The 23,850-nt window shown below is 40.6% G+C and carries 19 protein-coding genes; 1 reads left to right on the forward strand and 18 read right to left on the reverse strand.

The genetic code is table 11. From position 1 onward, the window contains the following. Nucleotides 1-99 precede the first annotated feature (99 nt). The 18 genes from ACN222_RS08720 to xseA form a co-directional block, all read right to left on the reverse strand. Nucleotides 100-1,002, reverse strand: coding sequence for a cell division protein FtsX (locus ACN222_RS08720; protein WP_010995925.1), 903 nt, complete (start codon nucleotides 1,000-1,002; stop codon nucleotides 100-102). Between the two features lie 102 nt (nucleotides 1,003-1,104). After that, on the reverse strand, nucleotides 1,105-2,496 hold the full coding sequence (locus ACN222_RS08725; RefSeq protein WP_010995926.1) for a PP2C family protein-serine/threonine phosphatase: 1,392 nt from the start codon (nucleotides 2,494-2,496) through the stop codon (nucleotides 1,105-1,107). A 474-nt stretch (nucleotides 2,497-2,970) separates the two neighbouring features. After that, a complete protein-coding gene (gene ftsY / locus ACN222_RS08730) occupies nucleotides 2,971-4,611 on the reverse strand; it encodes a signal recognition particle-docking protein FtsY (protein ID WP_010995927.1) in 1,641 nt (546 codons plus the stop codon). Between the two features lie 304 nt (nucleotides 4,612-4,915). Beyond that, nucleotides 4,916-5,551 (reverse strand): transcription antitermination factor NusB, encoded by a 636-nt coding sequence (nusB, locus tag ACN222_RS08735; protein ID WP_010995928.1) that lies wholly within the window; start codon nucleotides 5,549-5,551, stop codon nucleotides 4,916-4,918. A 188-nt stretch (nucleotides 5,552-5,739) separates the two neighbouring features. Then, a complete protein-coding gene (locus ACN222_RS08740) occupies nucleotides 5,740-6,492 on the reverse strand; it encodes a DUF502 domain-containing protein (RefSeq protein WP_010995929.1) in 753 nt (250 codons plus the stop codon). A gap of 441 nt (nucleotides 6,493-6,933) precedes the next feature. Further along, nucleotides 6,934-7,830: a glycosyltransferase family 2 protein gene (locus tag ACN222_RS08745; RefSeq protein ID WP_010995930.1), complete on the reverse strand. Its 897-nt coding sequence runs from the start codon at nucleotides 7,828-7,830 to the stop codon at nucleotides 6,934-6,936. A gap of 131 nt (nucleotides 7,831-7,961) precedes the next feature. Then, nucleotides 7,962-8,804 (reverse strand): HpsJ family protein, encoded by an 843-nt coding sequence (locus ACN222_RS08750; protein WP_010995931.1) that lies wholly within the window; start codon nucleotides 8,802-8,804, stop codon nucleotides 7,962-7,964. A 250-nt stretch (nucleotides 8,805-9,054) separates the two neighbouring features. Continuing rightward, nucleotides 9,055-9,705, reverse strand: a complete 651-nt coding sequence (locus ACN222_RS08755) for a TIGR04282 family arsenosugar biosynthesis glycosyltransferase (RefSeq protein ID WP_010995932.1) — start codon at nucleotides 9,703-9,705, stop codon at nucleotides 9,055-9,057. Nucleotides 9,706-9,737: 32 nt separating this feature from the next. Next, on the reverse strand, nucleotides 9,738-10,295 hold the full coding sequence (locus ACN222_RS08760) for a pilus assembly FimT family protein (protein WP_010995933.1): 558 nt from the start codon (nucleotides 10,293-10,295) through the stop codon (nucleotides 9,738-9,740). A 22-nt stretch (nucleotides 10,296-10,317) separates the two neighbouring features. Continuing rightward, complete coding sequence (locus ACN222_RS08765; protein WP_010995934.1) at nucleotides 10,318-11,319, reverse strand: glycosyltransferase; 1,002 nt, start codon at nucleotides 11,317-11,319, stop codon at nucleotides 10,318-10,320. Continuing rightward, on the reverse strand, nucleotides 11,312-12,319 hold the full coding sequence (gene hpsE / locus ACN222_RS08770) for a hormogonium polysaccharide biosynthesis glycosyltransferase HpsE (RefSeq protein WP_010995935.1): 1,008 nt from the start codon (nucleotides 12,317-12,319) through the stop codon (nucleotides 11,312-11,314). The genes ACN222_RS08765 and hpsE (ACN222_RS08770) overlap by 8 nt, the downstream gene beginning before the upstream one ends. 21 nt (nucleotides 12,320-12,340) lie before the next feature. Next, nucleotides 12,341-13,309, reverse strand: coding sequence for a hormogonium polysaccharide biosynthesis glycosyltransferase HpsE (gene hpsE, locus ACN222_RS08775; RefSeq protein WP_010995936.1), 969 nt, complete (start codon nucleotides 13,307-13,309; stop codon nucleotides 12,341-12,343). Nucleotides 13,310-13,549: 240 nt separating this feature from the next. Then, a complete protein-coding gene (locus ACN222_RS08780; RefSeq protein WP_010995937.1) occupies nucleotides 13,550-14,245 on the reverse strand; it encodes a pilus assembly FimT family protein in 696 nt (231 codons plus the stop codon). Nucleotides 14,246-14,282: 37 nt separating this feature from the next. Next, a complete protein-coding gene (gene hpsC, locus ACN222_RS08785; RefSeq protein WP_010995938.1) occupies nucleotides 14,283-15,305 on the reverse strand; it encodes a hormogonium polysaccharide secretion pseudopilin HpsC in 1,023 nt (340 codons plus the stop codon). Nucleotides 15,306-15,362: 57 nt separating this feature from the next. Further along, a complete protein-coding gene (gene hpsB / locus ACN222_RS08790; protein ID WP_010995939.1) occupies nucleotides 15,363-16,079 on the reverse strand; it encodes a hormogonium polysaccharide secretion pseudopilin HpsB in 717 nt (238 codons plus the stop codon). Nucleotides 16,080-16,109: 30 nt separating this feature from the next. Then, complete coding sequence (gene hpsA / locus ACN222_RS08795; protein ID WP_010995940.1) at nucleotides 16,110-20,612, reverse strand: hormogonium polysaccharide biosynthesis protein HpsA; 4,503 nt, start codon at nucleotides 20,610-20,612, stop codon at nucleotides 16,110-16,112. A 743-nt stretch (nucleotides 20,613-21,355) separates the two neighbouring features. Next, nucleotides 21,356-21,604, reverse strand: a complete 249-nt coding sequence (gene xseB / locus ACN222_RS08800) for an exodeoxyribonuclease VII small subunit (protein WP_044521062.1) — start codon at nucleotides 21,602-21,604, stop codon at nucleotides 21,356-21,358. A 14-nt stretch (nucleotides 21,605-21,618) separates the two neighbouring features. Next, a complete protein-coding gene (gene xseA, locus ACN222_RS08805) occupies nucleotides 21,619-22,857 on the reverse strand; it encodes an exodeoxyribonuclease VII large subunit (protein WP_010995942.1) in 1,239 nt (412 codons plus the stop codon). 699 nt (nucleotides 22,858-23,556) lie between these two features. Here xseA and ACN222_RS08810 point away from each other — a divergent pair. Continuing rightward, nucleotides 23,557-23,823, forward strand: a complete 267-nt coding sequence (locus ACN222_RS08810; protein WP_010995943.1) for a hypothetical protein — start codon at nucleotides 23,557-23,559, stop codon at nucleotides 23,821-23,823. Nucleotides 23,824-23,850 lie beyond the last annotated feature (27 nt).

Below are 23,850 nucleotides of genomic sequence, written 5' to 3' on the forward strand. Positions count from 1 at the left end.
TTGCACAATCCATTGTGAGGACTGTTAACGGTTAACTGTTGACCGTTGACCGTTGACAGCCTTTATTAATAGTTATGCAATTTAGACACGCATTGCTTACTAACTTTTGGCAAAACGTCGGACAGCAAATAAGCTACCCATTAATCCTACTGTTGCACCAAAGCTTAACAAAATTAAAGGTAGTAGCAAAACCTGTGTGGCCGTGAGTTGTAAACCATTGCTAATAAATTGAATAAATTCTGGTTGATTGGTGAGTAACTTCCCGGTAAACTGTTGGATTACAGATATAAAACTCCAAGCGATCGCACCACCAAATAAACCAAAAGCTATCCCCTGTAAAATAAACGGTAGATAAATCCAGGCCGAAGTTGCTCCCACTAACTGCATAATTTCAATTTCCCGCCGACGTGCCATCACAATTAGACGAATAGTTGTTGTAGTGACAGCGATCGCTGTTAAAGTCAAAATCATTGTGATTGTCAGCGTCATCCAATTGAGTCCTCGATGCAACTGGGCGATGCGTTTAACCGCCTCATCGATATACTGAACCGTATCAACTCCCTGTAATTTAGCCAATTGAGTTGCTAAAATCGGCACAGACTGAGAGTTACGTGCTTTGACCTTAATCTCATCCACTAAAGGATTTTCCCCTAGCTGTTGTGTAGCACCTTCAATATCAGCAATTCCTAGTTCTTTAACTAATTTAGTCCAGGCTTGCTCTTTAGTAATAATTTGCATCCCTACCACATCCGGCATTTGCACCACAAACGGTTCAATAGTTTGCGCTGACCTACCAGAATCAAGATAAACAGATACTTCTAACTGGCTACCAAACTGATTGAGCAGCTTTTCTACTTGCCAAGAAGTTTGCAAACTCAAGCCGAATAAAAACAGTAATACTGTAACAGTACTGACGGCAGCCCAATTCATCCAACCACCGCGCAGCAAACCCAAGAAGGTTTCCTTCAGTAGATAGTCAAGTTTCGTGAGAAATTTAAACACAACTCACCCTAATAGGAAGAAAAGAGGCAGGGAGCAAGGGGAGAATTTACTCCAAGATTTTCGCCCAATCCCCAATCCCCAGTCCCTTTTATACTCGATAAATTATTCGATCTGTAAGACCACTAAAGTCATATCATCATTATTTTGTCTGTCAGCACCGATAAATTGCTGAACTCGGTCGAATAGGTAATCGACAATTTCTTCTGGGCCGTTACAGTACCGACAAGCCGTACTGAAAGCAGTAACAAAGTTTTCTTCATCAAAGCGATCGCCACTGGCCGCAGCCGCATCGGTCAAACCATCCGTATAATAAATAACTGTATCACCAGGTTCTAGCTGTGCCTGACCGTCTTCGTATTGGCTATTAGCATCCAGCCCAATTAACATCCCCAGAGTATCTAGGCGGGTAACACTTTTTGTAGCTGCGTGCCACCACAAAGGGGGATTATGTGCTGCATTACTATAGGACAAAATTCGTTTATGCGGATTATATTCAGAATAAAATAGCGTGATGAAGCGGTGAGAATTTTCCAAATCCGCATACATAACTCGGTTGAGATTCTGCAAAATCCCCGCCGGAGAGTTACCGTGTAATACTTCTCCCCGTAGCATTCCTCGCATCATGGTCATAATTAACCCCGCAGGAACACCCTTACCCATGACATCACCAATCACCAAACCCCAACGACCCGAATCTTGACCAAGTTTGGTGTATGTGTGAATTTGGCTTTGATTCGTGGGAATAAAATCATAATAATCTCCACCAACGCGATTGGCCGGTCTACAGCGTGCTGCTAGACTAACACCAGGAATATGAGGACACTGACGTGGCAGTAATCGTCTTTGAATCTCTGCACCAATTTCTAATTCTTGGTCTAGACGTTCTTTTTTCCTCAGTTCTACTGCCAGTTCGTCGTTTTCAATCGCCACTGCGGTTTGGTCTGCAACTAACCGCACTAACTTTTGTCTAGTTTCTGTCCAACTATACTCAGGATCGCGGCTTAATACATACAACCATCCCCGTTCTGTATGCTTGACTAAAATTGCCGTACCAAAGATTTGCACATCTGGCCCCAGGTAGCGGTGCATCTGGTCATCTAGCATTCCTGTGGCGTTAGCTAGAGGCGCAGTGTTAGGTAAAAGTGTGATTTGGCTACTAGCTGTTTCTAAGGCTTTGCGGATGTTTTTGCGTTGGCGGCTGTCTTGCCAATGTAATTGTTCTAATCTGACTTGGCCATTAGGTTTGTAGAGAAACAGCGCGCTACCATCAGCATCCGTCACTCTTGTTGCCATTAGAGGAATTAGTTCCAAAAACTGGTTCAGATTATTGAAGCTCCTCAGGGCAAATCCTAAAGAACTCAGCAAATCTTGGATTTTGTTCTGTTCCCGGTGCAATCGTGACACAAGTTCTTTGAGTGCTACGACTGGTGTGACATCTGTCGCAGCACTATTATTGTTGTCCGTGGGTTGAGAGGAAAATGGAGGCACAGGCACAGGTTATTGCACTGGAAAGGGGTTAATTTTAGATTGACAATTAATAAATTTTCTATTTGGCGATCGCTAAACCATATTGGGTTAAAGTTTAGCGCTTTTGCAAGAGTATAAAGACGTAAGACTTAAATCAACATAAGTATTACATTTGCTGAGAAAATTTCTATCTTCGGAGAGGAATTTCCATTAATGTACTTCAATTTACTGATAATACATGAAGTTTTCTTAAAGATTACTGACAACCCTCAAGTAGTCATAAGTTTAGGAAAGCTGTTTAATTGCTATCCAAGATCGCCTACGCTGCATCTAAACAACTTCCTTTGGTCGCTATTAAGACGGCATTAGATTGAAATTTTAGCAAATAACAACCGTAATGTTATCGAAAATAAATCAGATTGGCAAAAAGGAATCATAGGAATTGGGGATTGGGTGAAAATCTTGGAGTCATTTCTCCCCCTGCCCCCTGCCCCCTGCCTCTTAGCCACTCAAGAGAGCTTCTACAAACTCGTAGCTGGAAAAGGGGCGTAGGTCTTCAATGCCTTCCCCAGCACCAATAAAGCGGATGGGTAGGCCTAGCTGCTGCACTACAGCAAGAGCAACCCCCCCTTTGGCTGTACCATCTAACTTGGTTAATACTACGCCACTGAGTTGAGCTGCTTGAGAGAAGACTTCAGCTTGTCGCAATCCGTTTTGACCTAAAGTGGAATCTAACACCAAAAGCGATTCAATTTTGGCATCCGGGGCTTTTTTGTCGATAATTCTACGGATTTTACTGAGTTCATCCATTAAGTTTTTCTTGTTTTGCAGCCGCCCAGCTGTATCTACTAATAGTAATTCTGTATTTCGTGCTTGGGCTGCGGCGATCGCATCAAATACCACTGCGGCCGGATCTGTATTTTTACCAGGGTTAGAGATTACTTCTACACCGCTTCTTTTACCCCAAACTTTTACTTGTTCAACAGCCGCCGCTCGGAATGTATCGGCTGCACCAATCAAGCATCGATAACCTGATTGTTGTGCGAGGTGAGATATTTTACCGATGGTAGTAGTTTTTCCCGCACCATTGACTCCTGTAATTAACCAAATATTTAAGCTATCTTTCTCTGGAGCAAAACTGGCTTTATGGGAAGTTTTGAGGGGTGCATCTAGCATATCCCGCAAGATTTGTTTTAAGTAAGCGATCGCTTCTTCTGGTGGAGTGATTTCTTCCCGCAGTTTTTTCTGGAGTGAACTAATAATATAGTCGGTTGCTTCTACACCCACATCAGCTTGCAGAAGTAAAGCTTCTATTTCTCCTACAGCTGCTTGATTGAGAGGCCCTTGTCCAACAATTGCCTTTAGTTGGTTAAGAATATTCCGACGGGTTTTGTCTAATCCTTGTCGTAGCTTTTTGAGCCAAGTAATTTCTTCAATCGATATATCTTCTGGCCGTCTTCCTTGGGCTGCCAACACTTCTGCTGACCAAACAAAGCCTTCATCAAAGGATATTCCAGCAATTTCTGGAACTGTTTCTGATGTGGCATTAGCCGCTACTGGGCTAACTACTTCGAGTTCCGGTACTTCAATCGCATTGGCTATTAATCGCTCTTGCCTAGCTTCCCGTTCTGCGGCTGCTCGTTCTAAGAATGATAATGTAGGCGGTGGGGTTGGTTCCGATACTGCTACTGGTTCTAATGGTTCTAAGTTGATTTCTACATCTTCTTGTCTAGTCGAAGTTACTTCCTGCTCCTCTTGATTAGCTACTTCCCCTTCCATCACGGGAGTTGGGATATTTTCTACCACCTCAACTGAGGTAGTATGGGCTACTAATAATTCTAGATTTTCCGTCTCAGCAGTTGCCTCCTCTTCCACGCCAGTTGTTTGTACTGGCGTTTCGGCATCTACTGATTCCAGTGTCACTTCTACTTCCTGAGATTTTTGTTTCTCTTGAAGATTTTTGTAAGCAGCCTTTGCAAACGCCAATAAATCTGCTGTTGAGTCTGGGACAGTCGCAGCAGGAGTTGACGTTGCTTCTGGTTCTACTTGAGATTCTGTGACTGGAGGTGTTTCTGGTTGTTGTTTTTCCGATGGGCTATCCGAGGAATCGTTAGTTTGACGACGGAACCAATTAAAAACCATTGCAGCTAGCGGTGATAGTTGTTACGAGTTATGAGTTATAAGTTTAATTTAACTGTGGACTCCTAACTAGTGTGTAAACCTCCTGGTTATCCTCACCTCTTAAAGTCGGATTGTTCGATAAGGGATCAGGGACTGGGCTTCCGCCGTGAGCTTCAACGTTCAACTGAGCGCTCACGCCGTTCGCGTAGCGTCCCACAGGGAAGTCCGAACGGGAGCAGAGGAGATGAATTAAATCTGACTCAATACTCTGCTCAACACTCCACTACTTGTTTCAGCACAGCCATACCTACAGATCTTTACAGTACTAAACACTCAGCGCCTTTTTTTGGTCTGAGACTCGGCGTAGTACACCGTTAATGAAACGATGTCCTTCATCGCCACTGTAGCGTTTAGCTAACTCTACGGCTTCGTTAATGGCCACGCTGTTGGGCAGATTAAAGAACATCATTTCTGCTACGGCAATGCGAAGAATATCGCGGTCAATTTGTGCCAGGCGAGTAACTTGCCAATCAACTAGGGCAGAGGTAATTTGTTCATCAATCACGCTGCGTTCTTCATTGATGATTTTGACAAGTTTGATGGCATATCTGCCTACTTCCTTGTCTTGATTTGCTAGCTGAATTAATTCAGGAAACTCAACAGATGCACCTAGCTGATTGATGGCTGTTTGTGTGTAGGAAATTGCTTCTTGCAGCATATTACGCGCAGTATTTAAGTCTGAAGCCCGTGTTTGACTGGTTAACAGGCGATCGTTACTACGTTGCAATTCAGCGGCCGCATTATCCAAGGTATCTTGTACTTCTGCTCTCAAGGTACGTACTGTAGCCAATACTAGTTTGGGCAGGTGTTCTTCGGTTAATTTTTTGGGGTTTAATGGTAACTGGCTCAGGCTTAAAAGTGCCAGTTCACGAGCGATTTGCTGGGGTTTACGGTCTTGCATAATAGTTAAATATTTCAGTAGTAATTTAATTGCTGGGTGACAAATTATTCAATTTTGACAAAGCCAGACAACCATCTTATCTGTATTAGGTACGAAGTTACCGGATTTTTTTAGATTTATTTGGCGGTAAGTGCTGAGTTGCCGGTAACAGTAATAGAGTCAGAATTTTCTTTCCTATCCCTCTTGTTCTATATCTGCTTCATCTCTTGCAGGGATTTCTCTATTTTATGCTCTTGGATTAAGTCTAGGTCGGGTAGACAGGGATTCGGTGCAACAATGCCGCCGGAGACTACAACTTTGAAAGCATCTTCTACGGACATGGAGAGGTTAACTACTTCGTCTTCTGGGACTACAGCGTACCAGCCTGTAGTCGGGTTTGGTGTGGTGGGAATAAACACACTCAACATTGGACGAGGCATTTGAGATTGAATTTCACTACTAATCACACCTGTAACAAAGGCGATCGCCCATATTCCCCGACGGGGATATTCTATTAAAATGACTCTCCGAAATTTCCCATTGGAGTCTTTTAGTAGTGTTTCCAAAAGCTGCTTGAGGGTTTTATACACCTGCCCAGCTAAAGGAATTGCCTGTAATAATCGTTCACCAAAATCCAACAACCATCTTCCTGCAATATTCCTAGCCATTAACCCAATAATCAAAATACTTAGTAGAGGTACAGCTAGCCCTACTGCAAAATTAAGTATATTTACTACTATGGGATGTAATCCATCAAAAGGGTTAAGTTGTTTAGGCACTTGAGTGAGAAAGTCAATTACCCAATTAGCAATGGTAATTGTTAACCAGATAGTGGTTGCCAGGGGAATTACTACTAACAAGCCAGCAATTAGGTCATTCTTTAAGTCCTGCTTTAGGCGGTCAATTCCCAAGCCCTTATTCTCTTTTTTTAGGATAGTGGAACTTTCATTATTGGTACTCATTCCAGTAAATTTGTCTAATTAATCAGATATAACGTGTAGCCTTTGTACTCCAAACCTTAGTCTCAAAGACAAGTATTGGAATTGTAGCCAAGCTATTTCCAAGCGTTCACTCGGAAATAAGTTTTTTCGATACTTGTCCATATAAACACATTCCAAGTAGCACAAAAACTAGTTTGTCTGTGAGGACTTTACTTTTCTTTGTACAACTTGTAAATGATTGTTGCTAATTTCTTAGTTATTACAATCCTACCGCGATATGTTGAAAGCTGCTATGACTGTAAAAACAAGTCCAGTAAATTGATGAGAACGATATGCTTTCAATTTACAACAACTAAACACGAGGGATGTTTATGAAAATATAATTTTATAAATTTTAACCTATTATTTGTGGGCTTAAGAATTATGTCAGTTTTGAGCTAAGTGAAATCACGACTCTAGTGTTTAATCCCTTGACCCTAGTTCCTCTTTTGCTGCTTCCTGGTTGCTGTCACTGCTAGGAACTATCTCCGGTTCTAAACTAGGGATAGGTAGATATTTCATTTCCCAGGCTTTCAATAAAATCAGGTATTCATAAAAAGCTTGTAATGTACACCAAGCCATTCCTGCACGTCCATCTAGACAACCGCCTAAGAGAAAGTACATATATAAAAAACGTAACAAAGGTCTAGCTGGTAGTCGTAAAGACAAGTCTTTTAATGCACGCCGCCTAGCAACTTCCGATTTACCAAACAACAAATCTCGCCAGTCAACTTTGCCATTTTCTAATTGATATAAAGTCTCTTTCGCCTCATCCGTAGAATAACGGTTATGTTTTTCAATCCAACGGCTCAAACCCTTGCTGCAAGTGTAGTGAGGATAGGTTTCTTTTAAAAAGCTGGTAGCGCCTTCACAAACTTCTCGTTCCGTATGCCCGTAGTCGGTAAACCAAACTTTGCCATGTTGGAACAGACGCATCTGATAACGGGGATATTGAGTGCTATGGCGAATCCATTGGTTCATGAACATCACCCGTTCAGCAACGTAGTAACCAATGTATTCGGAAGTGGTAATTGCTTGTTCACACTCGGCAAACAACTCTGGTGTCATCCGCTCATCAGCTTCGAGAATATATACCCATTTGTGTTTTGGAGGGAGAGACTCTAGCATCCATGTACGTTGGCGACCGTGGCTTTCAAAGGCGTGCCGCACAACACGAATGGGATAACGATTGGCAATTTCTACAGTGCGATCGCTACTACATGAGTCTACAACGATGACGTCATCTGATAACATCGCTGATTCTATACAACTTGCAATATCTAGTTCTTCGTTATAAGTCAGTATGTAAATAGAAAACATTGCCCAGTCTTACAGTAATTTTGCTAAACGCTAGGTATCTTTAAGTATTGCCAAAAACAGTCTATATACCCTATGGCTAACGAAGGGCTAAGAGTGTTGATTAACAAACACGCCCTAGCCCCTAGCTTAAATTAGCGTGCAGGTACTTTACCTTTACGTCCACCGCCTTGGAAAGCACCGCTAGCTCTGAGTCCTGACCAACCGATAATGATGTAGCCAATAGACAAGATCAAACTGCTGATACCAATTCGCAGTCCAGATTTCCACGCATTGTCTCTAGCTTGCTTGGCAGCGTCTTCTTTTCGCTGGCGAATTTGGTTTAATCTTTGATTAGCCAGTCCTTGAGGATCTGTTTGCTGGGCAATAAACTGATCTAATTCTTGAGGATTGGCTTTAAATTTCTTGAGTAATTCTTTCTGCGCTGTTGGAAGTTGGGGATTATTCAAAGCTTGTTGATATTTTTGATCATCTCGCAGCAGTTCAGTGAATTGAGCTTTAGCTTGGGTTCGCAATTGTTCTAGTTGAGCCTTTCCTTGCTCGGTGTTGGCTTGGGCTTGAAATTGAGATAATTGGTTTTTGAGTTGGTTTTCTGCCTGGTCTGCCTCTTGATTGATTTGGTTTACTGTTTGCACACTGGCTTGTCTCACATTATTGAGATGTAAGGGAAAAATCAGCAGGAACATTAAACCCAAAAGGCTGGAGAGTATTAAAACGGGAAATCTTAAATCAAATCCTTTCGAGCCACCATCGCTAGCACTGTCCATCCAATAGCCAGTAAATAATGCTCCCAAGCCAACCAAAGGGACAATACCCCGGTCAACTAGTGCTGTTGCTAGGTTAATCTGCCATAACCTGTCTGTAGGTTGAAATGGCAATAACAGAATCAGAAAATCCAGCAAAAACGAAACAATTAAGACTATCCCTACGATTTTAAGGATTAGGGAGGCATTTACAGCAGCAAAGCGGTTAACCATAGTTTTTCAAATTGGTACGTACTGAGTTCAGATTGAGTGATTGTCCTCTTTAAAGTTACTTGAATATCGCTCCCGTAACCTTGCTTGTTATATGAATCTACCCATATATATGAAATAAAACGCAATGCCACCATGTTACAAAATTTTTACCCTTGGGTTGGAAACTGCTCTACATTGGCATCGGTTTCCTAGAGTGTAACTAAAGATAATTATGTATTGTATAATACAAGGGTGAATGAGATAAATTGACCTACCTCATCTTAACTTCTGTTTCCCAAATTCGTTGCCAAATGGGTAAATCATCTGGTCTATCAACATCAGCCAATGGTGGTAAGTGATAGGATGAGAGGTTGAGTTGATGAGCAATATCCACAGTTTGGTGTAATACTTGCGAAGTCCCCCAGTCGATGTTGGCAAATAATTCAGGGATGAAGCGACGTAAAGCAATTAAGTAGTAACCACCATCAATGGCTGGACCAAGTACTAAGTCAACTGTATAAATTTGTTCGAAAGCTTGAGCAAGAATATGAGAATTTAATCCAGGACAGTCGGTACCGATAATTACAACTTGCTTTGCCTGACCTTGAAAGGAATCATACAGCGATCGCGCCATCCGCGAACCCAAATCTCCATCACCTTGAGAATGGTAAACCAATTCAGCGCCAAGCCAATCTTGCATAAGTTGCAGGTCTCCCCCCGCAAACCGAATTTCTAAAGATATATTAATTAACTTTTGCAGTTCCTTAACCTGAAATAAAGCGTATTCAGTCATTTGCCGTTGCAGCTTGGCAGCACCAATAGTACCCAAAGCAGGTATCAATCTGGTTTTTGTTTTCCCTGGTTCTGGATAGCGCGTGAAAATAATTAAGTGCTGTTGTAAAGTTTCTGATGATTTCAGCACAGCATACCTTGTTTAAGCTAACTAAAAATATCTTAATAGCAATAATCACCGCCGCTATTAGCCCTATTACGCTCTTTAGCTGTACGCATTGCTCCCAAAATTGTCGAAACATAGACACAACGCTTAATCATGCCTCTAGACTTACTTGATAAAGTAATCCTGCCTAGAGGTGGTTGTTTAACACTTCCTCGATAATCAAATTGAATTCGCCTCACATTGTTTGATTGCTGTAAAGTGCTTTCTCCATCTAAACGCACACGAGAATCTAGATTATTCCAATTAGCATTCGTAGGGCTGACACTAGCAGGATGAACTGCCCATTGAACTATACCATTTTGTTCGCGGAAACTAGCTTGCCACGTCAATTTTTCCTTACTAGCTTGGCTTTGGGCTTGTCGTATGGCATTGTGAACTTCGTATTGAGCTTTGTTGAGGCGTTGAGTATCTACAAAAGTTAACCAGTAAGGTAATGCTAAAGCTGCTAATATCCCAACCATGAGAATAACTGCCAATATCTCTGGAAGTGTAAAACCCCGTTCATTTTGGCAATTTAAGCCATTTTTATTATCAAATAGAGATAGTAAAAGCACCTGGATATATGTTGTGAATATTTTAACTGCCAGAAATTGCTGATAACTGTGGATTGAGAGATTTTGTCCTCATTTTTGCTAGTAATTCTGTAGATAAACCAGCAGGTAATATAATAATTATCAGAGCTTTAAATAAAAGTTTTAATGTAGAATTTATCCGCCTCATTCTAGAAGAATCATACAGAAAATATTGCCAAATAAATTTAACAGCAGCTAGACCTTTACTTCGACTGTAAGGCTTTTGCAGGGCTTTACAAGCTAAATATTTGTAAAGATTAGCTATACTCAAATGCAAAATATGATTACCAATCGCAGGTCTTGCTTGATAAGCTTTTTCTAGTACTTGCTTACAAGCTTTTTCCTGTCTCACCAGATTAGAAGATAGAGAATTACTACTAACCCGATATAATATTTGGACATAAGGAACAGCCACAAAAGAATATTTATTAGCTAATCTTAGCCACATATCCCAATCTTGAGCGGCCTTTAGTGATTCATCAAATCCTCCCAATGCAATTAAAGCTTCTTTGCAAATTAAAGGATTAGAGCCATTTTCTAAAAAATTGTTGATAAACAACTTTTTATAGACATCTCCATTAAGTGTTACACGTCTACCAGAAATTAAAAAATTACCATCTTCATCAATATAATCAGTCCAGCTATATGCAACATGAAAACCAGGATTGTTATGTAAAGCCTCTAATTGTGACTCTAGTTTATTAGGTGTCCAAATATCATCTGCATCTAGGAAACTGATGAATTTTCCCACTGCAAGATTTAAACCCCGATTCCGGCTAACATTTCCTCCAGCATTTTCAAAGGAAAATATCTTAATCCTCGAATCTTCAATTTGAGAAACAATGTCTAATGTTGCATCTTGTGAACCATCATTAATGACAATTAATTCAAAATCAGTAAAAGATTGATCTAAAACCGAATCAATTGTTTTTTTGATAGTTTTTTCACAATTATAAGCTGGGATAATTACAGAAATTATTGGTAAATCAAAATTGGATTCAGTCATTGTTTAAACTTATATCTTCATTGGTTAAATTATTGAAATAAAACATGAGTGAGTATATAGGACTCAAAAGACTACCCAAATAAAAATTGAACTCTACAAGTGCGACTATATCTCCCTTGAGATTATTTTTGTACTTCATTATGTGGTGAAATAGTCTGCGAATATTGCCTAAAATTGTTCTCAGCAAAATTATCGACAATTCACCTTTTTTAGCATTAATTAGTCTGAGTTGAAAAATACATAAACCACAACCACGAGCGACATTAACTAAGTAACTTGTTTCAAGTCGTCCGTGGGGTATTTTATGATAGATTTCCATTTTGGGGTTATACCAAATTTCCCAACCAGCTTTATATATATATAAGAGAACCTCTGTATCTTCTCCACCAATCATTAATTTTCCAATTCTCCCTTTAAAAACTAACTGTTGCGGTACGCTTTCTCGCCAAGCTTGTTTACGGATAACAAGAGCAGCACCAGGGGGTAGTTTTAAATTTTCAGCATCAAAGATATAAGCTTTTTGACCATGTTCTCTAATAGCTAAAAAAGCCTGAATTTGGGAAAAATTATCTGGTGGTGTAACTTCAAAATCACCATGTATTTGACCACTCCATGCACCGGCGCGGGGATGTTCTTCGCCAAAATTATAAGATTGTAAAACCCAATCAGGCGCAGCTAAGTTATCATCATCTAAAAAAGCAACAAATTTACCTTGGGATTCCTTGATTGCTCTGAGTCTTCCATAGGCTAATCCCTGTTGTGTTTCTAGAAAATATTTCAACTGACATTGAGTAAATTTTTTTTGGTAATCACTTACTACTTCGGGTGTGCGATCGCTGCTATTATTATCAATAACGATGACTTCCCAACGTAGGTTTTCTGTACCTGTTTGCGCCAATAATCTGTCTAAAACTTGGGGTAAACGTTCTGCACCATTCCATGTGGGAATAGCTACGGTAAAATCAACCGTTTCAATTATCTCTTGTAGTTCTTGTTGCATAATCCCAGCTTTCTCAATTATTTACTTACCACTTTTAGTTAAGTACCCATTTTTCCACAGATAGAAAGGACTAATTAGGCTACTGAAAAACAGTTCTGTTTCACAAGCTATGACTAAATCAGTTTTTATCTTGGTTCCGTACTTAAGTAGTTGTAAAATAATCTTTCTGGTATCATTTATCATGTATGCAACAAGGACAAATGGTTTGTAATATCCTTGAACATTTGTTGTCCTGGTAACATACCGACTCAAACCAATCCCTCTAAAGAAGGGAATTAAATATTCTTTTTTTAATCTAGAGCTTGGTATTCTATGATATATTTCCATCTCTGGGTTATACCAAACTTCCCAACCCGATTTTTGCAGGTAACACAGCATTTCTAAATCTTCCCCAGTCAGCATATTACCTGCAACTCTACCAGTTAAAATTGGCTGTTCTGGTACACTCTCTAACCATGCTTCCCGGCGGACAACCAGTCCAGCAGAGGGGGGAAGAAGTTTTTTTCTCGGCTCGTAAAATAGAGGTTTATTACCGCGTTCTGTAATTGCTAAAAAAGGAATAATACTCTTAAAGTTTTCTGGTGGTTCTACCTCCCAATCCGGGTGTATTTGGCTACCATAAGCCCCTGCTTTGGGGTACTTTTGAGCAAAAGCACAAGCGGCTGCTACCCAAGTTGGGATGGGGTAGTTATCGTCATCTAAAAAACCGATTAATTTACCTGAAGCAACTTCTACACCTTTTTTTCTGGCATAGGCTGCACCTTGTTTAGCTTCAAAGTAGTATTTTAAAGGATAGGAGCAATGCCAATTTTCTTGGTACTGCTGTACAACTTGGGCTGTATTGTCAGTGCTGTTGTTATCGACAACAATAATTTCCCAGGAAATATTTTCGGTGTTAATTTGGTTTCGCAGCCGTTCTAATAATTCTGGCAAACGATTCGCACCATTGTAAGTCGGTATAGCTATAGTTAAATCAAGATTTGCAGTCATTTTTTGCAGTTTGTACTTAGATTGTAGTTTCTGGTTGGGTGTGTCTGGATGATGTTAAAGACTTAACCGAGGTTATTTTAGGCTGAACTGCAACTGATGGCTAGTAAATATTTAAGCTAAATTAGTTAAAAGTTAAAATTAAAAATCTGCACCTTATATTTCAATTTTGCTTTGCAGGTGCAGGTTATTGTACAGTATTCTTACTAAGATTTAAGAAAATTTGCTACATCATCCACTTATTTAATTACAATTGTTATCTTTCTCGGTCATTGTTGCACCCAGAATCGTTTTTAAGATAACGCAACGCTTAACGTTATTATTTGCTACAACAATTTTGATATGTGGTATTGCAGTGGAGCCAGTTGGTGCTGGCGGATCAAATTCTAGACCTGTTAGACTACCTATGTAGTCGAAAGTAATTGTTTGTGGTGTGTTTAAATAAGTGGAACTTGCATTGACAGCAGTACTAACTTTGTTTTTGCTCGTGAGATTGGTCAAGAGTTTGATTTGTCCAGTAGAGCGGATGTCTAAATCTTCACCTAGAACTTGCCAGCGTTTTTTAGATGGGGTGTCAACAATAGTAGATGCGGCTTCAGAATCAGGATGAATAACAATCTTAGGAATTTGGCTTTCAACTTTAAAACTGACACTATATTTTAGTTTTTGTCGTTTAGCTTGTCGCTGTGCTTCTTGTATGGATGCTAAAACAGCATCGTTAGCTTTGTTGACTCTTTGACGATTAACGAAAGCAGACCAGCCAGGAAGAGCGATCGCTGCTAATATACCTACCATCATCACTACTGCAATCAATTCTACTAAACTAAAGCCGGAATCTGATTGAGTGTATATTCCAAACTGGCGATTAGGCAGACATAAAGATTTGATTATGCTATTTTTCCTGTCGATATTGAACGGATGTAAACGTGTTTTCTTCATGATCTACTGCCTTAAATTACGCTATTGTTTTCGGCATTTACTGAGTAAATAAATATCCACGTCCTTGTACTCGTATACTTGCATTTGGAAAATAAGCTCTTTTGTTATCGGCATAATTGAGGTTATTGCTTTGTAGGCGGGCGATCGCATTACCTCTCAAAAATACCTGTGCCGTAGTGTTAACTCTGTCAACACAGGCATAAAAACTCGTCATTTTAAACGTATCGCGGGTATTAAAATTAGTTGTATCTGGAGCTACCAACGTTGAGCCAGTAGGACAGGTAATCTTTGATGGTGGTATGATTAGTGGTGAGTTTGGTATTGTCTGGTCAATATAATCAACTAAAACTACAGGCGCTCCGGGAGTGACATTATTCACTACATCTGCTCCATTAGTATCTTTAGTAGTGTATTGGCTGAGTCTTTTCCAGGCGTTCATCTTTTCATGGATAGTACCTGCGCCATCAAGGCTGAATAGTGCAAAACCTTTACTTGGGCAATAATCATTACTGATATATTTGCCTGTATATCCATCGCAAGTTACACCACTACTAGCCGTTGTCAGCACACCATCCCTAATCTGCCACCTAGCAATACGAGCAGCATTAGACCAGTTAGTATTGCTGTCTTTGATTAAATAGTAAGCAACCAATGAATACACATAAGTATCATCTTTTTCACCGGCTGTAACTGTAATGATGTCTTCAATTAGTTCTCTTTTCCAAAAAACTAGGACAGGAACTCTATCTGTTGAGGTTGAACTAGGTAATTCATTTCTAATAGCATCAATACCAGCGCTATCGTAGATATAGATAGCTTGTTGCAAATCGCGGGCAATGTAATCTACTGCTGCTTGAATTTCTTGTTCTGAGCTTACCTTTGCCTGTTCTTGTCGGTCTGCATTCATGACGCTGATCATGAAGCCCATTAATGGTGTAATTACCAATACTGCCAAAATCATAGCTACCAATAATTCAATCAAGGAAAAACCACCAACTTCCTCTATGAGCTTGGAGCGTTTCAACTGGTTTTGAAGCAGGAATTTTAATGCCCTCATCATACTCTGGTTTTCCCTTTAGTGAATATTGATGGATAGATACACATGAGATTTTGCTCATTAATTACAGGCTGTATTCGTCGCCACTCCAAGACGCTGACATAAAGCCCTAAAGGAAGTACTAGTGCTAGAAATGTCGGTTGTCATTTCGAGTAGTGGTGCTTGCCGATCGCCTAAGTTACCAGTAAATGAATTTTGTGTTTTCTTATTAGATTGACCAGTACTAGCAGTTCGAGTTTTCGTAAAATCAACATCTGCCCTATAAACTCGAATGGCCAAGCGATAGCCATCATTGGCTGAACTTCCTGGAACAGTAATTCGGGCAGCCTGAATGTAATATTCAAATGGTTTGTTCGTACAATCTGTTGTGGTGATATTGCCGGATCTTGTAAAGCAGTACAAGCCACTTGCCGATGAAGGGAGTGCCATTTTAGTTAAATCGTTAACTAAATAATCTTCTGGTCTCCCCGTGATCGGTGGTGTACCGGCAACATCGGCAATCCGTCTGGGATCAGATGTGCTGGAAGCAGCAACTTCAATGGTTTGGCTTGGTGCGGCGATCGCTCCAGTTCTCACACCATCAATGAAGGATTTGGCAGCTTGTGTTGCTAGTTCCACACGTCTTGCCTGAACACGGGTAGCTGTTGACATCACTAGTACAGGTGCGATCGCTGTTAGCAAAATTGCTACTACGATGATTGCTACCAAAGACTCAATGATGGTAAAACCGGAATCACTACAAGAAGTTTTTTGTTGCTGTTTTTTAAGTTTGATCATTGCTCATCACCTACTTTGAGAATTTGATTCTTACGAGCAAGAACCACGTTGATCTGCATCTATGGCATTTGTATCGTCTGCGGCTTTCTTGGCACACAACAGAATTCTCACCCAAGGATCATCTCTACCAACTTCTCGGAAGAACTCATCAGGCAAATCATCGGGTATTGTGACTAATTTCTGGGCTAATAAGTCAGGCGATTGAGATAGTAACGCCACATCATAACCCCATTGCCGCAGAGGAGGTAGGTAGTAGGGAACTGTACCTCTATCGCCAGCGCCAAAGTTATTTATTTGATAGGCGCTACCTGAAAATACAGGCATAAATGGTGCAGTAGCATAAGTGCTACGTTTAACTTGATAAAAAGCCCCGTTGATTTTGAGTGCTGTTTCGGTAGCAGCAGTATTCCAATTTTCAATCAAGCGTACAAAGTTGTGTAAACCACCATTATCTTCCGCCCCACGAGTTGGGCTAGTTGTTTTAGGAACTGCGGCTGGGGTGTCTCCAACTGCGGCAATTACGTTGACAGTCGTTGCTGTGGCTTCTTGTAACCAATTACCATGCTTTCCAGCTTTGACAAAATCGTTATCTGGAACCTCAGGAGTACCAAATGGTCTGTTGTGTTGGAACACAAAATCATAACGAATGTTGTTACCAGAAGCAGTTCCTTCTAGCCAAGGTATGAAGTAGGGCTGGCCGCTTGCATCTACCCCGTCTTTTGGTAGTGTTGTTCCTGTTAAAGGCCAGTCAAACTCTGCTATTTTGCCATCACTGGCAACGCCATAAACTTTTAGTGGAGTTGTTATTGCACCAGTATCCAAATTACGTACAAAGGCAATTCTAGATGGTTTATTTGGGTTAATATCACTGGTATTACAGTCTATTGGCGAACCACCAATGACTCCTGTTTTAATTGATGTTGCTGGTTTACCAATAATATCTGCTACACCGTTGTTATCTTTATCTCTCCAAGTACTCTGTCCTATGGCTTGTGTTGGGCAGGCATTTTTAATTGTCCAATTTCTAGGCGCATCGCAAGTACTAGCGTAACAAACTTCCAGTAATAGCTGTTTAGCCCGAATTTTTCGTACAATTGGGGTGACAAAGTTGTTGAGATAGGAACTTCCTTGGAATCCTGTTGTTGCATCTAAATCTTTGGGAAAGGCTGGAAAATTTCCATTGCTATCGGCGGAGGGATTAAACCAATTGGCAACTGGTACAAAAGAGTTTTCTGTGGAGAAAGTCCCGGCAGTTGCATAGTTAATCGGACTAGTAGGAACTGTACTTTGGATAAGCTGCCAATCATGGTCTGCTTCGTTGCGGAAGCCAAATCTAAAGTTATTAGAAAGTACAGTCAGAGAATCTGCTAATACCGCAGCAGAGCGCCATTGATCACCAGTTGTACACTGCGGTAATCTAGGGTCGCCTGGACGACAAGCAAAGTTAGTATTTAAGCCGGTGCGGCTGTAGAAATTGCCCCAATCAGCATCTAATGCTGTGTTAAATTCCTCTTGAGTGTGAAGATTAAAGTCACCCTTAATATAGGCAGGCAAATTACTAGCTAAAATCAGTCCCTTCTCTGCGTCTCGATAGGTATTGCTGTCATTACGGGCAATTTTTTGACCGTTAATGAGCATAATGGCATTAGGACGACGATTAGGATCAAGTCTGTAATCTACGGCACTCTCTAGCCTCTCACTTTCAGTGGGAGCATTTGGATCTGCTGCCGCACTTAAATCTAGTAGTGCATCATCACGAGTAGCGTAGATAATACCGCTATTGGGTAATAAATATTCCTGTGCTGGTGTGGTGGTACCGATTGTTTTTCTACGCAGCTTATTAATATCTAAGACAGTGGCACGGATTTCTAAAGGTTTTCTGTTTCTTCTAAATCGATCATAATTTCTACTCCCAGTCGTAATATCAGTTGCTTGAATTTGTCTGGGGTCTAAAAAAGCAACTTCATAAATAGAGCCATGATCAATGACTGTATCTGTAGGAGTATTCAGAGTACCATCAAAAATTGCCAAGCCACAAATTGCTGCATCCACAGCAGACTTTTCTGAGAGAGTGCGTTTCGTCGCATCTGTTTTGTTTAAAGCTCTTCTCAGTAATCTATCATCAATTGAACGTCCATTGGGATAGGTTAAATCTGCCAGATAACTCAGGACACTGCTGTAAGAACTTTCAGTCTTAGTTGTAGGAAAAGGGTAAACTATACCATTGTTGGATAAACCACCAGTTGCACCATTAATTGGCAGGGTTGATATATTTTGCGCCGTAGTGCTATTAGTAGGGTCATAATAGCTGCTAACACAAGCAATAGGTGTGGGACTAGTCTGACTGTAACTAGCAGATTTGTAGTGATAGACGGCTGTTGCCCGCATCCGCAGATATGGTTGATCTGTTGGTTGACGTACTTCATAAGTAACGTTTAGTCCATAATCTTTATAAGGTTGAATGGGGCTAGGTACTGAACTGGTTCTAACAGGTGAAAGATCAGGCCAAATTTGCTGGTTAAGTCCAGTAAAGGTAGTTGACGACAAATTTGTAGCAGTAACAGTATTAGGCAAATAAATTCCCGCGCCAGTTACTACTCGCAAGCCACCGACGGGTTCTTCTGGACTATTTGGTACTTGGGCTGCTGCTAATTCCCAATCTCCATCTCGGTCTGTACTACCTAAATCTTTCAATGTTTCTACACGACTGCGACGAGTGCGATCGCCATCGCCATCATCCCATTTATAGTTACTAATAGTTTGGGTATCATCGGCATTTGGCCCTACAAATGCTCCTTTAGCTTGATCCCACCAAAGTTGAGGTAGGTTGTTACCAACGACAGCGCGATCGCCAAAGTATCCTTCTACACCTTGTAATTGTCTTGAAAGTTTACTTGGCTCAGTTGCAGAAGGTCTGAGCTTGTCAGTCCCATTTGCATTTAAACTCAACCCTGCATAACCGGTTGCATTTAAGCCATCGGCAGGATCAACAGGATAAATCCAAGGATCGGGGGGACGTAAAGTATTGTCAGCACCTTGTAATACTTCACTTTCCTTAGTACCACCAACTTTGTAATCTCCTAGAGCATCACCATCAAAAGCCACTTCAGCATAAGGAACTCTGCGGGTACGTCTTCTAAAATAAAGCTCTAGTTGCTTGAAGCGTAAACTAGCTCTTTCAGCAGTCGTTAAGTCGGTTAAGCTTCTACCTTGCTTGGTTAATACATCTTGCATCCCTTGAGTAACTTCTGACGGGTCACTACTTTCAGCGTTAGCTGTTTGGGCAGTAACTAAACGGTTGACACGTTGAGTATAAGCTAGGCTATTGTAAGCGATTTGTCTTGGGGAATGAGAAACTGATTTATTATTAACTGATGAATTTCTCAGCGCAGTATTGGCAGCACCAGGTGTTTTACCTTTATATAGATCAATTGATACTCCATTGGTATCACTGTTCTCTGTAATTATTCCAGATCCAATATTGCCTCCAACAACTATCTTGGCGTTTTCTGGATCGTAAAAACAGGATGCGTTTCCACTAACCTGATATAGTCTGATGCCATCACCACCTGTAGGTAAACCAGCCAGAAGGTTACTGTTAGTAAAAATACGTCCATTTAACCTAAAAGCAGGCCCAGGGGCTATTCCTAAGTCATCTTCATAAACAACAGCGTTGTTAACTAAAGGCAGTTGTACTCGGTCTTGTTGAAGCTCTAAAGCCGAGAAGCCTTGACTACCTTTCTTCTTCTCATAATTGGTGTCTGTGGGTTCTGTGGTAATGGGAACACTGGCAGTGTAAGCAAAAAAGGCTTTTTTCAACTTAGTACCATTTCTAAACCAGCCTGTGTTACCTACCAAGGCTGCACTTGTATCTTGACCTGCTCCACAACTGCTACTGACAGTCCCAACAGTCATCGGCGGAGTTCTTGCCTCTAGAGGGTTTCTGGCACGAGTATATTGTCCGCCAGTCACGGGTGGATTTTTAAAGTAAATTCCATAAAGAGCATAGCTATCAAATTTACCGTTGTTATCTGTATCTATAGGGTACATCCACGCTGTTCTAAGTTCGTTAGAACTTTGAGTAAGTTTTAACTGAGTTTCGTCGCCAAAAGTATACTCATCAATGTTTGTTGTCAATGTACTATAAAGCGCGTCATCTGTTGGTGTAGCGCGTGGTAATCTTGGGTCTTGAAATAGCTTATTGATTTTTGCCCTAGCGCGGTCAATTGCAGGGGCAGCAGCATTGAGAGCTGCCTCGTTTACACGGACGTTACTGGCATTTTTAGCCCGTTCAAAAGACCTAAATAAAATTGCTGTGGTTAGTAGAACAACTACTAAAGCAACCATTGCTACTGTTGGTAGCACAAATCCAGCATTTGCTGCTCTGCGACGGTTTTTGTTAATAAACAGATGGCGCAGTGTGGAGTTTATCTGCCTTTTAAGTGTAGATAAATGGTTTTGTTTAAATATGCTTTTTCTAAATAATTTCGCTGTTTTTCTGATTGTCTTGACTAGCTGGCGTTTTATATTCATGGCTGCTTTCCTGTCAAGTTATTTGCTACTAACTTCTCTTTTTTTGACAATCGACAATTATGCCCATAGATCCTATCTAAAGGCATAATTAAAGTTATATATATTTTGCAAAACCCTGCTTTGCTAACTCCCAATTATTGGATTTTTTACTTTATACCATTCTTTAAGTTTTGAGATTTTTCGGTAAATACTGATTTTTTTCAAAATCTTAATTTTCTAAGTAAATAAGGAGAAAAACATCGTAGGTTTACATTTCGTTTACACAAATAGAGTTCATTGGTGGGTGACTTTATGAAGATATGGCTATTTAGATAAACCTATAGTACCCAGCAACCGAATAAAAGATGTCAGTTGCAGCAGTTTTCGTTTGTCTGGAGTAGAAAGTGATTGATTTTAAGGCAGTTCCGATGACCTCTCCCAAACCCCTCTCTCTTTAAAAGTTCTGTTCGGAGGAAACCTCCGCTCAGACTTTTCGCTCCGACGCGGAGAGGGGCTTAAATATCCTGAAGCTCAACGAAAAATTAGGTTTTTGAAGCCTCTACGTCACTTGCTTCTCTGCGAGACGCTACGCGAACAAGTCGGGAAACCCGCCCAACGTAGTGGACTTGCAGGGGAGAGGTACCCTATGGGTAGGCTTTTGGCGGTAGCGAGTCCGCGTTCGCTTTTAGCGTCTCGTAGAGAGCGTCACAGAACTTTGTAAGAGAGGGGTCTTCAACCCTTGAGTTGAAGATAAAGGTAGACTTTTATAACTCTGAATTGTCTTCATCATTCAAAGTTTCAATTAACAAATCCATCTGTTGCTGTCGTTGCTGTAAAAAAGTATCGCATTGGCGTAAATATTCGACGGCATTGGCAAACTGCTCAAAAACGGCTTCTAGTTCCAATTCTCCTGATTCAATCCGTGAAATAATCGCTTCTATTTCTGCAACCTTTGCCTCGTAATTACCATGTGCCACAGTATCCGAATTATCGGAGTTCTTACGCTTAACCATTAATCTCTCTGCCCTCATTGCCGTTGTTCTACTTCTATCACTTTGGCCTTAACTTCACCTTGTGCCAGTTGAATGAATAACTCATTTCCTACAGCTAATTCATCGGCAGAACGAGCGATCGCACCGTTTTCTTGTCTCACCACTGCATAACCACGCTGTAATACGGATTTGGGGTCGAGGCTGATCAATTTTTGTCGCAAAAGTTCTAAGTGCTGCTTGGCTTGCTGCGATCGCCCCATTGTTAACTGCAACAATCGCTGACGTTGCCAATTTAATTTTTGCGCCTCTTGTTGCAAGTGTCTATCTAAACGGAGATTCTGCAAACGGTTGCGTAGTGTTTGTAGTTGGTTTTCTGCGGAGGTTTGGGTATGCAGTAAAACTTGATGTAAGGCGATAATACGCTGACGATGTTGATTGGATAATTCTGCCAGTGATGGTACAACCTTTTCTGCCGCCGCCGTCGGTGTATGCACACAAACATCAGCTACTAAATCTACTAAAGACTCGTCTCGTTGATGACCAATCCCAGTAACTACGGGTATGGAACACTCAGCTACAGCGCGGACTACACGCTCATCATTAAAGCAAGCTAATTCCTCTACTGCACCACCCCCACGCGATAAGATTAGTACCTCAGCACGACCATCTTTTTCTACTCGTGCGATCGCCTTCACAATAGATTCTGGAGCTTGTTCACCTTGGACTGTGGCAGGAGAAAATAAAACGTGTAAACCGGGATATCTATGTTTAAGGGTTTTTTGAATATCACCCCAAGCCGCAGCCGTCGGTGAAGTAACAACGGCGATGGTTTGGGGATGGATAGGAAGCGATCGCTTTCTTTGGGGGTCGAACAACCCCTCAGCCAACAAGCGATTTTTGAGTTGCTGATAACGTAGTGCTTGTAAACCAACTCCAGCAGGTACAGCTTGCCAGACTGATAATTGATACTCTCCCCTTTGTGGATATAAACGAATACTGCCCAAAACAATTAGTTGTTCACCCGCTACGGGTAGTTGAGCAAGTTTTGGTACTTGGCTACTCCATACCACGCACTTAATGGCTGCGGAACCATCAGGATCTTGAAGTGTAAAAAATAACCCACTACGGTGATGATTAGTACTAGAAACTTCCCCAACTACCCACACTTGCCGTAGTTGCTCATCATGTTCCAGCAGTAAGCGGAGATAATCAGTTAATCCAGATACAGAAAGTGCTGTATCTAGAATTACGGAAGCGGCAAAATCGGCAGCCATCAAAAATCTGAATACATTAGTACAAGTCTATCCAAATCGTAGCATTGGGAAGTGCTGTAAAACTCTGGGGGCATAGAGGAGAATATCCAAGTTAGTCTGCAATTCATCTACAGATGAGCGATCGCATAATGCCCATAGCTATGATTGCAGCAGAGAATGGCGCTTTCATTGGCACTCAATAAAATATCTGTAATCCTGTTTATCCGGGCAAACCAGCACTGCCAAACTTAATTGGCATTACTTAAGCTAATTGCATCAAAAATTGAGATAGAATAATTGTCGCCTTGTAATTAAAAACAATGATAATTAATGTGTATACATCCCGTTTTTATTTTTCCTGGAATAAATTTATTTTTGTTTTATGAATATTTTTATATAAAAATGATAAATCTTTAAAGAGATGAGAAATAAGGGTAAAGCAAATCATTTGTCTGCTTCTGGCGATTCAAGCTAAACATTTAGTCGTCCATAATTGTTTGGTATTAGCTTCCCTTATTTTCTATAAAATTTTTATCCCATAAGTTTTATTTTACCTGGATTTAGTGTATCCTAGTTTTCCTGAGTATTTTTTCCAACATTAGACACCATAAAACCTTTTTACGGATCTCTCTCAAGATTCTTGAAGAAGTGTACTAGTGTGTCTAAAAATCAGTCTTTAGATTATCCTTTTTCTCTCACTGTATAAGGCATAAAAAACCAATGGATATACGACTAATAAAAAAATCCGAGAAATTAGTTCTGAAAAAAATCAAAATGATGGAGGAAACAGAAGATCAAAATCTGCCTTTAGATCCTATGGATCTAGCAGAACCAATTATGGAAGAACAAAAAGAACTATATATAGATATTAGAGAACCTAACTATATTCCTTTAAGAGATAATCCTGTAATTCAGTCTGCTGGCAACTCAGGCTGGCAAGTTTCTGATATTTGGCGAGATATTAGAGTAGATGATTTTTGTAATTAGTTAAGAGGGGATTGGGAGATATGAGAG

Origin of the sequence: Anabaena sp. FACHB-595 (assembly GCF_048568275.1) — a bacterium.
Lineage (GTDB): Bacteria > Cyanobacteriota > Cyanobacteriia > Cyanobacteriales > Nostocaceae > Trichormus.

Bases quoted from the DNA above. Each gene is read 5' to 3' on its own strand.
- hpsA (WP_010995940.1), bottom strand. From the start codon at position 20,612: ATGAATATAAAACGCCAGCTAGTCAAGACAATCAGAAAAACAGCGAAA.
- ftsY (WP_010995927.1), bottom strand. From the start codon at position 4,611: ATGGTTTTTAATTGGTTCCGTCGTCAAACTAACGATTCCTCGGATAGC.
- ACN222_RS08765 (WP_010995934.1), bottom strand. From the start codon at position 11,319: ATGACTGAATCCAATTTTGATTTACCAATAATTTCTGTAATTATCCCA.
- ACN222_RS08745 (WP_010995930.1), bottom strand. From the start codon at position 7,830: ATGTTTTCTATTTACATACTGACTTATAACGAAGAACTAGATATTGCA.
- ACN222_RS08740 (WP_010995929.1), bottom strand. From the start codon at position 6,492: ATGAGTACCAATAATGAAAGTTCCACTATCCTAAAAAAAGAGAATAAG.
- hpsE (WP_010995936.1), bottom strand. From the start codon at position 13,309: ATGACTGCAAATCTTGATTTAACTATAGCTATACCGACTTACAATGGT.
- hpsE (WP_010995935.1), bottom strand. From the start codon at position 12,319: ATGCAACAAGAACTACAAGAGATAATTGAAACGGTTGATTTTACCGTA.
- hpsC (WP_010995938.1), bottom strand. From the start codon at position 15,305: ATGATGAGGGCATTAAAATTCCTGCTTCAAAACCAGTTGAAACGCTCC.
- ACN222_RS08780 (WP_010995937.1), bottom strand. From the start codon at position 14,245: ATGAAGAAAACACGTTTACATCCGTTCAATATCGACAGGAAAAATAGC.
- xseA (WP_010995942.1), bottom strand. From the start codon at position 22,857: ATGGCTGCCGATTTTGCCGCTTCCGTAATTCTAGATACAGCACTTTCT.
- ACN222_RS08810 (WP_010995943.1), top strand. From the start codon at position 23,557: ATGGATATACGACTAATAAAAAAATCCGAGAAATTAGTTCTGAAAAAA.
- xseB (WP_044521062.1), bottom strand. From the start codon at position 21,604: ATGGTTAAGCGTAAGAACTCCGATAATTCGGATACTGTGGCACATGGT.
- hpsB (WP_010995939.1), bottom strand. From the start codon at position 16,079: ATGATCAAACTTAAAAAACAGCAACAAAAAACTTCTTGTAGTGATTCC.
- nusB (WP_010995928.1), bottom strand. From the start codon at position 5,551: ATGCAAGACCGTAAACCCCAGCAAATCGCTCGTGAACTGGCACTTTTA.
- ACN222_RS08750 (WP_010995931.1), bottom strand. From the start codon at position 8,804: ATGGTTAACCGCTTTGCTGCTGTAAATGCCTCCCTAATCCTTAAAATC.